Source organism: Anaerolineales bacterium, from assembly GCA_022866145.1.
Taxonomy (GTDB): Bacteria; Chloroflexota; Anaerolineae; order Anaerolineales; family E44-bin32; genus PFL42.
Genome location: JALHUE010000360.1, coordinates 1 through 10975 on the forward strand (window position 1 = coordinate 1; position 10975 = coordinate 10975).

Consider the following 10975-nt stretch of genomic DNA (forward strand, 5'->3'; position numbering starts at 1 on the left):
CCGGGAGATGGCGGTGGTGTCGATACCGAACCGCTGGCTTAGCGCCCAGCGGGTCGTTTGGAGTGGGGCGCAGCCGCGCAAGCTGCGCCGACGATGAGTGATGGCGGCAGCTACTCCGGGATGGTCAGCCTGGGCCAGAGATGAATCATGGGTAAACTCAAGACAAAGGGCACCAACCAAAGCGTGAGTGCGTTCCTCAAGCGAATCGAAAACCGGCGGATACGAAGCGACTGCCGGATCCTATCGAAGATCATGGTGGAGGCTGCAGAGGCCAAGCCGAAGATGTGGGGAACCAGCATTGTCGGGTTTGGCTCCTACACCTACAAGTACGCCAGCGGCCGCAAGGGAGAGTGGATCCTGACCGGCTTCTCCCTCAGGAAGCCGAACCTGACCCTGCACATGATGTCCGGCTTTGGGGAGTACGATGAGGTGCTCGCCAAGCTGGGCAAACACAAGACCGCACGGCCTGCCTGCACATCCGCTAGCTTGACGATGTCGACCTTGCGGCGCTGATGCGGGTGATTCGGGCGTCGGTCAGGCACACGGCGAAGGCCTGTGGCTGAATCCGGCTGGGAAGGCATCTTGCCTGGAAGCGGGCAGCCTCCGGGCCGGCACCAATGCGGCCAACCAGCGCCGGGTCTAATTGGGAGGGAGAGATGGGTGTCCTGGCAGATCTGATCCTGGCCGAATCGGCCGATATGCAGGCGATTATCGCCTGCGAGTACCCTTTGGGGACGTACAAGGGGGGAAACGCGGACGGCCTCGACCCACTCATGCTTGCCGAGCTGCATGCCTTGCTCGGCGGCCAGGAGTACAGTGCTGTGCTACCGGAGTATCGACCGACCCTGCAAGCCTCCGAGCAGGGACCGTGGCTGATTCGCATCCCGCCCGACTTAGTCCGCCGGTTGGCGGACCTTCCTCCTCAGGACTACGGTGCGACGGCCTCCAGGTGGGCTGCCGGGGAGCAGATGCGGGAACAGGCGATCGAAGACGAGCAGGCCGAGCAGCTGCTCGAGCGGACGGCCTTCCTGGCGCAGACCGCCGCCTTTGAAGGCAAGGAACTCTTCCTTACGATCTATTGATTGGCCTGGCAGCGGGCCGCCGAATCGCAGGGTACAGCCTGCGAACAGAGAGTTGCCCTCGCTCGGCGCGTGATCAAAGTCCTGATGTCTGGGGCGAAGAGGGCGGGGCCCCTGACGCGCTCCCATTTGTCGGCGCGGAGCGGACTGCGCGCCCAGGTACGCAGTGCCATTCACAACTGATGAAACCGCTTCCCCTGTTGTACTCTGCTCTCCGGTCCCTTGCCCGGTGAGAGCTACGACCCGGCTAGCGGCAGGCAAGCGCCGTCTGCCGTGCGTGGTGGAAGGAATCTCCAGGGTGCCGCGGGAGAGGGGAGATGAGTGTGAAGACGTTGGTCGCGTATGCGAGCAAGTCTGGAGGAACGGAACAGTTCGCACATGCCATCGGCGAGGTGATGAGGTTCGCTTGCCGGACCGTCGGCGTGCAAATCGTCGACAAGGTCGACACGCTGGACGGCAATCAAGCGGTGGTCCTGGGGAGCGCGGTCTACGTGGGTCAGTGGCGGAAAGAGGCAGTGACCTTCCTGGAGGCCAACGAGACATCCCTGGCAAGCCGGCAGGTCTGGCTGTTCTCGAGTGGGCCGACCGGTGTGGGGGACCCCGTCGAGTTGGTGAAAGGCGTCCGGTTGCCGGGGGCTCTGCAACCGGTCGCCGATCGCATTCGTCCGCGAGACATCGCCTTCTCGCATGGCGTGTTGGACACGAAGAAGGTCAGCCTGGCCGAACGACTGGTGATCAAGGGCGTGAAGGCACCTGTGGGCGACTTCCGCGATTGGGAACAGATCAGAGCCTGGGCGGCATCGATCGCCAGCGCGCTCTCAGAAGGCAGCGGCTAGGGCACAGCGCTGGACCAGCCTAGCATGCCTGCAACGGGTAGGGCGCCGATACACCCAAGGCGCGATCCTCGGCCCGGCTTGCGGAACTCGTGCACGCAGCCTCTCTGCTGCAGCGCCTGCATCTCCGCTAGACCGGCCGCCCACCGTCCGAGGATCGGCGAGCGAAGGCGCAAGGAAAGGGGTCCTGGGCGGGCCGACCGGAGGCCAGACGCCCAACCTTGCTCAGCGAGCCCTCGCCCAGGGCCCCCTGGTCCGTCCGCGCTTCGACTCAAGGCTGCCTTGGTGTGAACCTTCGCCCTCAGCGAGCATTATCCAACCGTGATCCGGCTGCCCCCCTCGATTCAGGGGGGAATGAGTGCTCCCGGCCGCCCGGCCAGGGGCTGGGTGCTGATCCGACCAGGGAGATTGATGACCGAGACCGAGTTGGGGGGTGGGTCGAGGCCGCGGGGGGAGTTTGCCCGAACGGTCCCCGCCAAGGAGCTGCTGGCGCCCGGTTCCCCTCGTCCGGCGCGAGCAGCTCGCTAGCGGGCCGGGGAGGAGGCGAGCCGCCGCGTGGATAGCCCTGCACGCCCTGCCTCCTAGCCCTGCGTACCTGTACAATGTTGGTGCTTGAAACGAGAAGCCGAGTCCCTCCAACCGGACCGAATCCGAAGGAGCCCCAGTGACCCACCAGGAACCGCCGCCCGCCTCCAGTTCGGAAGTGTTCGAGCTGATTCAGCAAGAACGCCGCGCATTGGAGCTGGTCCTGGAAAGACTAAGTCCCGGCCTGTGGACGCGGCCCGGCCTGGATGGAGTGCGCTCGGTCAAGGACATGCTTGCCCACATTGCAGGTTGGGAACGAAGGATGGTGGAGTGGCTCGACGCAAGCTACCGCGGCTTGACGCCCGAAAGGCCTGCGCCGGGAATGACCTGGGACGACCTCGACCGGTTGAACCAGATTGCCTATGAGGAGAACAAGCACAAGTCCAAGGAGGCCGTGCGCCAGGAAGCCAAGGCGGCGTACTCCCAGGCTCTGCAGGCTGTCCAGCGAATGACAAACGGGGATCTGCTTGACGGATCGCGCTTCGCCTGGCGGGACGGGGACCCGATGTGGCATATGGTCGCGGCCAATACGTGGTCGCACTACCGAGAGCACCGGGAACAGATTGAGGCCTGGCTTCGGGAGGGTGAGGCGCCTCCTCCGTTCAACGCGAGCGTGGCGGATGGACAGAAAGGAGGCGAGAGGTGAGTCCGAGTTGTTGTACGTTTGTGGCGCGTACCTCCACGACACCCCGGCCTGGCGACCGGAGTACGGCTGGAGGCGGAGTTGGACACACGAGGTTGTGGCACGTGATCCGCAACGTGGCGCTGGGCATGCTGCTCGCGGCGTTCTCTTCCGGCTGCACCGGCTTCAGTTCGCCCGAGCCAGAAGTCGCTTCGATCACCGTGACCTTCGACATGGGCGGGGGAGGCGCCGGCTTCGCCGCAACCATCTACGCCCAGGAGGTCACGACCGGGAGGACCTTCAAGAGCTTCTATCCCGCCGGCTCGCATGGATTGGTGGTCTTGCCCACCTCACCGCCGGTCAGCTTCACCGTCGAAGCCCCAGGGACGTACGTCTTCTACGCTACCCTGATCGAAGCTCCCGAGGACTACCAATACGGTGCTACGAGCTGCGGTCCAGGCGAGCCGTGTCCGGTCTCAGTGTTGAAGGCGATGGACGTGCAGCCCGGAGGCTCCTACCAGGTCACCATTGCCGACCGAGCCGCGCTGACCCCGACACCGGGTGCACCCGTGGCGGTGCCATGGGAGCGGTGAAGCAGCCCAGGGTGAAGCCGGTTCGGGCCGGGCAGGCACTGCCCGCCGCCCCTTCCCCATCGGCCAAGGTCGTGGCAACGTCAAGGGCTTCCGGACGTGAGAGATGCGTCTGGGAGAGGCTGCTGAGGCGCAAGCGGCTCTCGGTCAGGCCGCGGGCGGTGGAACGGGCCGGCCAGGGTCGACCATGAACCCGAGGCGAGCAAAGAGCAGCCAGATGAGCGCCCTCCAGAGAATCGCCTACTTCCAGGGAAGACGAGATGAGATCCCCAACCAGGAGCTGGCACGTTCGTTGGCGAGGGCGCAACAGTCCGATGGGATTGCGGAGATCGCCGCGAATCTACGCAACGAGACCCCTGCCATCCAGAGCGATTGCCTGAAGGTGCTGTACGAGATCGGCTACATCCAGCCCGATCTGATCGCGCCCTATGTGTCCGACTTCCTTCGCCTGCTTGCTACTAGAAACAATCGGTTGGTGTGGGGGAGCATGATCGCGCTGGCAACGATCAGCCGTCTGCGGGCCCAGGAGATCTGGAAGCAGATCGACTTCGTCCTGTCGGCTATCGAGCACGGAACCCTGATCACGGTCGTATGGGGAATCAGGACTCTGGCCGGCGTGGCTAGTGTTGCCCCCACATCCCGAGGCAGAATCCTTCCCATCCTGGCAGAGCACCTCGAGGCCTGCGGTGCGCGAGACTTGCCGATGCATGCCCAGAGCATCCTACCCGCCGTGGACCCGCTGAGTGGCGGGACGTTCCTGGCGATTCTCGAAGACCGACAAGGCGAGCTCACGCCTTCGCAGGCGCGCCGCCTGCAGAAGGTCATTCGGCAGCTGCATCCTGTGGGGTGAGGCGTCGGATGCAGATTTCCGATCGGCATCCGCCTCGGCCGCTGGATCGCCTCACCGCCTCGGCGGGCGCTGAGCGAGGTTTGGCGCAACCTTTCGGTTCAACGCAGCTTGGGCCTATGTCAACCGGAGGCTGTATTCGGCTGCGGGGGTGTGTCTCGGGGAGGGCGCATGGACCAGGTTGAAGCCCTCGGGCTGCTGGCTGCCGCGCTGGAGCCTCACCGCCAGCTCTCCTATGCGGACCTTGTGGGCCGGATCGGCCAGCACGTGGTCCTCGAGCAGGTAGGGGCTAGCGGCGCATCCTACCAGATCGAGATCGAGGTCGTGTGGGACTCGGATGTGGGAGGAGCAGTGCGAGCCATTGGGTCGATCGATGATGGAGGCTGGCGAGCGATTGTTCCGCTGACGGCGGACTTCATCATGGGATCGGATGGCCTTCGGGATGAATGAGGGCCGGTGCGGAGGGAGCTGACCATACTCCCTTGCAGCAGCCCAGGCCTTGGCCATGGGCGCCTAGGGCGCCGAGCCCCACCCGGGTTCGCAGGAGAAGGCCGGGAGAAACTTGTGCATGGTGGGTGACCTAGGCCGAGGCGAACGCAATCGGTTCTGCTACCCTGCCCGTCCGCGATCGTGGAACGCCTTCAGTCAGGAGCAGGCGGGGGCCGAGCCGAAGAGGTGTGCCGGGTGAGCCCCCGTCTCGTGGCCTTCCTGGCCGGCTCGGCTCTCCTGGCTGGCACCTCGCGATCCAGCCTGCTCAAGCCGCGTTCGCACGGGTTCTATCGGTACTTCGCCTTTGAGTGCTTGCTCGGACTCGTGTGCCTCAACCTCAGCACCTGGTTCCAGCGTCCTGCGGCGCCGCTCCAGCTGGCCTCCTGGGCCCTGCTCGGCGGGTCGATCGCGCTGGCGGCCCAGGGATTCTCTCAGCTGATACGGCAGGGCGAGCCAAGCGGATCGATCGAGACGACGACGGTCCTCGTGGCGACCGGGGTCTACCGCCGCATCCGGCATCCGTTGTACGCTTCTCTCCTGTGCTTCGCCTGGGGGGTGGCCCTCAAGGGTCCGTCTGTCGAGAGCGGGATCACGGTGCTGGCTGCGTCCGTCCTCATGTATCTAACGGCCCGGGCGGAGGAGCATGAAAACCGCAAGAGGTTTGGGGAGGCGTACGCCAAGTACGCCGCCGGCACCAAGATGTTCATCCCCTTCGTCTTCTAGCTGCCGGGGGCGGCGAGAATCCCGGCCAATAGAGTCCGATATACTGGGGGGCACGCCCGAGGGGAGCGGGTCCCGCCTGGGCCAGGGCAGCCCGACTGGGGGTCTGGCGCGGACGGCCAGCCGCGGCATTGTTGCCCGCATGGTCCTCTCTTTGCAGGGGCCGACCCCAGTAGGGAGCTAGATGAGCCTCGGCTTGATCCTGCAACCGTTCGCCCCCACGATCATGACCATCGGCGTCGCCCTTGGCGTACACGGCACCCGGCAGCTCCAGGCGGCACGGCGGCGAGCGAGCGCGATTCTGATGCTGAATTCCTGCCCGACGAGCGACTTCGTGCGCGATCTGCTGGGCATCTCTAAGCTGCCGGATGACGTCGGGAAAGAGGAATCTGACCGGCCGCCAGAGGATAAGTTCCTGGCGATCTAGATGGTCCTCGGGACCTGGGAGCGGTTGGGCGTGCTGGTAACCCGGGGCGAGATCGACCTGCCCATGGTCGACGATGCCTGTAGCGGGCCGATTGTACAGTCGTGGCAGGAGCTGGAGCGCTGCATCAAGGAGTTCGCGGCCTGTCTCCATCGTGAGACTGCAATGGAGTGGTTTGAGTGGTTGGCCGAACGGATGATGGAGAGCGAGCGCACGCCTCGCAGAGACAGAGGGCAAAATGGGTGAGTCGATCCCTTCCGGCGTCGAGATCGGGCATGTCCACCTGAAGATCTCCGATCTCGAGCGAGCGATCGGGTTCTATCACGGGGTGCTCGGGTTCGACGTGGTGCAGCGTCTGGGGAATCAGGCCGCCTTTCTGAGCGCCGGCGGATACCACCATCACATCGGGCTGAACACCTGGGAGAGCCGCGGCGGGTCTCCGCCGGCTGAGGGGACGACGGGCCTGTACCACTTCGCAATCCGCTATCCGGATCGCAGGGCGCTGGCCGAGGCGCTGCGCCGGCTGCTGCTTGCGGGCGTATCGCTGGAAGGGGCAAGCGATCACGGCGTATCGGAGGCGCTGTACCTGCGGGATCCGGACAACAACGGGCTCGAACTGTATTGGGATCGTCCGCGCCACGCCTGGCCTCGTGCGGCCGACGGCACGCTGCGCATGTACACCGCGGCCCTGGACTTGAATGCCCTGCTGGCCGAGGCGGGTCCGGCGGAGGCGTGAGCCGACCCCGGCCAGATCTTGCTACAAGTCGATTCTCCCGGTCCGAAGCGAGAGGGTTGGCGTGGGATAGTGGCCTTCTGGGGGCATGTGCTCCATGCAGAGCCCGGGCGATGGATCGGGGGTCAAGCGGTGCACGATGGATTTCGAAAGGAACGTTGCCCTAAGCTCCCCAAGGGGCAAGCGTGATACAATGAATGCACCGTTGGTGCGTCCCGCACGGCGCTTCCCGAACTGGTGTCGGCATCGCCCTCATATCCAGATCGTCCCCACAGAGGAAACCACAGCATGGAGACTAAACTGTACGTTGGCAATCTGCCCTACTCCGCCCGCGAGAGCGACTTGCAGGAGATGTTCGCCAAAGCAGGCACGGTGAAGTCCGTGACTATGATCACGGACCGAGACACGGGCCGCTCCAAGGGATTTGGATTTGTCGAGATGGAGAACCAGGCCGATGCCCAGAAGGCGATCTCGATGTTCAATGGGACGCAGCTTGACGGGAGGGCGCTGACCATCAACTTCGCCCGGCCCAAGGAAGAGGGCTCCGGCGGCGGTTACGGATCGCAGGGCGGGCGGGGTTCGTCAGGACGGCCCCGCGGCCGCGGGCCCAGCCGATACTAGAAGCCTCGTCTCGGCCAACCGGGACACCCGCCCCTCTCGGGCCGGTGCTGCCGGGCTGATCGCAGACCAGTCCCTCCAGCGTGTGGGGCTCTGACTTCCGCCGGTGTTGTCGGCCGACGGCGCCTCCAGCCCACCTTACTTGGCTTGGCGTGATGCACGCGCGGTGCCTGCGGCCGCGCGTGTTGCCTTGTGCCTCCACCGGCGAGCTCTGCCTGCCCGAAGCGCGGCCTCAGCGGTGGCCGGCGGTTTCTCTCAGCCCTGCGTGACGGGCGTAATCCACCTACACTGGGAAGAAGCCGGGCCTGGCGTCGGCCACGCATGAAGAATCCGTGGAAGCGGGAGGGGTTGGCGGCACCAGCGCACCTTCGACGTCTGAGACACAGACGACCATGGGCTCGGGCAGGCAGAACGGACGGAAGTGCGTTTGCGTGGCCCGCCGCAGCCGGGGATGCGCGCCTTGTTGACGGATCCGGATTGTCGGCCCACTGTTCAGCGGCGAGCCATGACCATCGCCTCACCTCGGACATTCTAGGGCTCGGCCTCAGAGCAGGTCCGGCAGGGGGAGGAGAATCCCCAGGCCTCCGGATCCGGAGAGATCGAGGAGCTGGGCTTCAAACCCGTGCTTCTCCGGCTGCTCGTCAGGCTTGCGATCGACTACGGGCCCGCCGAGCGCAGGACCAGCAAGCTGATTGAGGAGAGGTCGCTCCTGCCCACACACCCATTGCCCCGGAGGGGAGCGAGGCCACCGACTTCCAGCCGATGACAGTGCGGGTGAGCCGGGCTGAGTGCGAGCGAATGCGAACCGCGGAATCGGGCAACTGCCTCTCTCGAGTACGGGTCATCCTTCAGGCGCCAGGTGCTGGAGCGGCGGTCGTCTCCCCGGCGCCGGACGGCCGTCAGCCTGGGCGGGCGCGGGTCCCTCGCCCGGAACCCCGGCCGTGAGGCGTACCAATCTGGGGGCGGATGCCTCTGAATCAGGCGCATCGCCCTGCCTCGCACCGGCCGCTAGAGCACCTGTACGGACGGTGATCCCTTAAGGAGGAAAGATGCGGACTCGCGCATTGCTGCTGTTGGTGCTCTCGATCCTTCTCACGTCTTGCGGACCGCTCTGGAACGCCGTCAACCGATCCACCCTCAAGCTGGACGTTGCGGAAGCACTGGGGCCTCAAGCGCTTGACCTTCAACTGCGATGCGAGATGGTGGACAGCACCCGCACCGGCTACTGTCTCGTTCCGGCCGACCGAGAACAAGTCATCGGCTGGGCCGGGGCGCTCGGGATGAGCGCTTCCACTGCATCTACCGCCAGCGCACAGACTCTGCCTCCGCTGGCCTCTGAAGGCAGAGTCGGCTGCCTTGCGCCTGAGAACTTTGGGGATGTGGAAGGCCTGCCTGCATACTGGGTGGGGGGCCGTCCGGAAGCGCTGATCCTGTCCGGGGGTGGCCGGTTTGAGTACATGCTCCTGCTCCACAACCCGGATACTGGGCAAGCCTGCGTTCAGGTTTCGTACGCCTACGGATGAGGCTGCGCCTGCCGGGGGGGTGCCATCCCCGTCGGCAGTTCTGGGACATACCCCAGGAACCCAGCGGCCGGACTCCTGCAAGTCGTTCCAGAGGAGGGCGGAATGGACACCGTCAATCTCGCTGACAAGTTCTCCTTGTTCAGTGAGCTTTGGACACCCAAGATCATTGCCGGACTGAATGGCCAGTTGGTGAAACTGGCGAAACTGAAGGGGGAGTTCATCTGGCACCGACATGACCAGGAGGATGAGCTGTTCCTCGTGATCCGCGGCGATCTGCGGATCGACCTGCACGATCGGACCCTCAAGCTCGGGGCGGGAGACTTGGTGGTAATCCCGGCGGGCGTGGAACATCGGCCGGTTGCCCCAGAGGAGGCCTGGGTGATGCTCTTGGAGCCCGCTTCCACCCTGCATACCGGGAACACCCGGAGCGATCGAACCGTTGATCAGCTGGAGTGGATTTGAATTTTCTCCGAATCCGCCGGCACGGTCGGGCATCCCGTCGGGGAAGGCGACGGCGATGAGTCGACTTGGGCTCGCACGAGCGAGCACGCCGGCGCTGGCCGTGGCGTCCTCACTGGCCTCGGAGTGGAGCCATCTGGCGCAACCGAGATCTTCCCCACCGGGGATCGGACCCATCGGTAGATTGGGGTGGGCTGCAAGCCGGCGGGCAGCCCGGCAGTTGTCCGTGGCGATGCCCGGGCCCAGGGGGTTCCCCGGCGCGCAGAAGGGAACAGTATGATTCACCTGCAGGACCGGTTCGAAGGATATGGGGGCACGGCGCTCTTCGTGCAAGGCTGGCTGCCGGATGGCGAGGCCCGCGCCCACCTGGCGATCGTGCACGGCATTGCCGAGCACAGCGGCCGGTACTCCAACGTTGTCACCCATGGGACCCGCGGCGGTTTCGCTGTGTGGGGATTCGACCTGCGGGGCCATGGCCGGTCAGAAGGGCGGCCGGGACATATCCGATCCTGGGCCGAATACCGTAACGACCTCTCGGCCTTCCTGGCATACATCTCCGACCCCCGGCCTGAGGCCCCGTGCTTTGTCCTGGGGCACAGCCTGGGGGCATTAATCGTCCTCGACTATGTCCAGACGTCTTCCGATGGGCCGACGGGCGCCATCATCAGCGCAGCACCGATCGAACCCACAGGAGTGGCACGACCGCACCTGGTTGCCCTCGCTCGCCTGCTCTCAACCGTCTGGCCGACGTTTACCCTGAATCTGGGTCTGGCGGGGAAGGCCCTTTCGCGCGATCCAGAGGTGGCGGCGGCCTATGAGTCGGACCCGCTGGTGCACAAGGTGGCGACCGCCCGCTGGGGGAGCGAGTGCCTGGCGGCGGTCAAGCGCGTCAAGAGTCAGCCGCAGGCCATCCGCCTGCCGAGCCTGTTCATCCATGGCGGCAAGGACCCGCTGAACCTTGCTCGGGGCGTCTCGGCCTTCTTCGAACAGCTGACGATCGAGGACAAGCTGCTTCGCCTATACCCAGACAGCTTGCACGAACCGCACAACGACCTTGATGCTGCCGTTGTGGTCGGCGACATCTTCGCTTGGGTGACCTCCCACCTGGGGTGATGTATCATGGGCCAAGCCGGGAGGGCTTCATCGCCTCCCGGATTGGCCAGCGGGGTGTCATCCGGGAGAGGCCGAGGATGCTGGTAGCCATTACGCGTGGGGTCAGCCCGTCGATTGTCAACTGCGAACTCACGCATCTCGCGCGTGAGCCGATCGATGTCGTCCTGGCCGTCGAGCAGCACGCGGCCTATGAGGCCGCCCTGTCAGCGTTGGGGTGTGACGTGCAGCGGCTTGAGGTGCAGCCGGACCTGCCCGACTCGGTCTTTGTTGAGGATATTGCAGTCGTGCTCGATGAAGTCGCGCTGATCCTGAGATCCGGCGCCCCTTCACGCAGAGCGGA

General features: G+C 65.2%; 16 protein-coding genes. All 16 read left to right on the top strand.

What is annotated here, in order from left to right:
- Positions 1–147 precede the first annotated feature (147 nt).
- Complete coding sequence (locus MUO23_10975; protein MCJ7513478.1) at positions 148–513, top strand: hypothetical protein; 366 nt, start codon at positions 148–150, stop codon at positions 511–513.
- A 143-nt stretch (positions 514–656) separates the two neighbouring features.
- Positions 657–1082, top strand: coding sequence for a hypothetical protein (locus MUO23_10980; GenBank protein ID MCJ7513479.1), 426 nt, complete (start codon positions 657–659; stop codon positions 1080–1082).
- Between the two features lie 314 nt (positions 1083–1396).
- Positions 1397–1915 carry a flavodoxin domain-containing protein gene (locus tag MUO23_10985; GenBank protein MCJ7513480.1) on the top strand — a complete coding sequence of 173 codons (519 nt, stop codon included), beginning with the start codon at positions 1397–1399 and terminating at the stop codon, positions 1913–1915.
- Between the two features lie 661 nt (positions 1916–2576).
- Positions 2577–3143, top strand: coding sequence for a ClbS/DfsB family four-helix bundle protein (locus MUO23_10990; protein ID MCJ7513481.1), 567 nt, complete (start codon positions 2577–2579; stop codon positions 3141–3143).
- A 101-nt stretch (positions 3144–3244) separates the two neighbouring features.
- Positions 3245–3712 carry a hypothetical protein gene (locus MUO23_10995; protein ID MCJ7513482.1) on the top strand — a complete coding sequence of 156 codons (468 nt, stop codon included), beginning with the start codon at positions 3245–3247 and terminating at the stop codon, positions 3710–3712.
- Between the two features lie 214 nt (positions 3713–3926).
- Complete coding sequence (locus MUO23_11000; protein ID MCJ7513483.1) at positions 3927–4559, top strand: hypothetical protein; 633 nt, start codon at positions 3927–3929, stop codon at positions 4557–4559.
- Between the two features lie 168 nt (positions 4560–4727).
- Positions 4728–5006 carry a hypothetical protein gene (locus MUO23_11005; protein ID MCJ7513484.1) on the top strand — a complete coding sequence of 93 codons (279 nt, stop codon included), beginning with the start codon at positions 4728–4730 and terminating at the stop codon, positions 5004–5006.
- Positions 5007–5240: 234 nt separating this feature from the next.
- The gene (locus MUO23_11010; protein ID MCJ7513485.1) at positions 5241–5768 is read left to right on the top strand and encodes an isoprenylcysteine carboxylmethyltransferase family protein; all 528 of its coding nucleotides are present in this window, start codon (positions 5241–5243) and stop codon (positions 5766–5768) included.
- A 181-nt stretch (positions 5769–5949) separates the two neighbouring features.
- Entirely contained in the window at positions 5950–6192 is a 243-nt protein-coding gene (locus MUO23_11015; protein ID MCJ7513486.1) for a hypothetical protein, read from the top strand.
- Positions 6193–6435 carry a DUF4760 domain-containing protein gene (locus MUO23_11020; protein MCJ7513487.1) on the top strand — a complete coding sequence of 81 codons (243 nt, stop codon included), beginning with the start codon at positions 6193–6195 and terminating at the stop codon, positions 6433–6435. It begins immediately after the preceding gene.
- Entirely contained in the window at positions 6428–6925 is a 498-nt protein-coding gene (locus MUO23_11025) for a VOC family protein (GenBank protein ID MCJ7513488.1), read from the top strand. Before MUO23_11020 ends, MUO23_11025 begins: the two co-directional genes overlap by 8 nt.
- Before the next feature lie 285 nt (positions 6926–7210).
- A complete protein-coding gene (locus tag MUO23_11030) occupies positions 7211–7543 on the top strand; it encodes an RNA-binding protein (protein ID MCJ7513489.1) in 333 nt (110 codons plus the stop codon).
- Between the two features lie 1046 nt (positions 7544–8589).
- A complete protein-coding gene (locus MUO23_11035) occupies positions 8590–9063 on the top strand; it encodes a hypothetical protein (GenBank protein MCJ7513490.1) in 474 nt (157 codons plus the stop codon).
- 102 nt (positions 9064–9165) lie between these two features.
- Positions 9166–9525 carry a cupin domain-containing protein gene (locus MUO23_11040; protein MCJ7513491.1) on the top strand — a complete coding sequence of 120 codons (360 nt, stop codon included), beginning with the start codon at positions 9166–9168 and terminating at the stop codon, positions 9523–9525.
- A gap of 273 nt (positions 9526–9798) precedes the next feature.
- Positions 9799–10635 (top strand): alpha/beta hydrolase, encoded by an 837-nt coding sequence (locus MUO23_11045; protein MCJ7513492.1) that lies wholly within the window; start codon positions 9799–9801, stop codon positions 10633–10635.
- Positions 10636–10712: 77 nt separating this feature from the next.
- Positions 10713–10975: N(G),N(G)-dimethylarginine dimethylaminohydrolase (locus MUO23_11050; protein MCJ7513493.1), on the top strand; the 263-nt coding region annotated here is incomplete at its 3' end.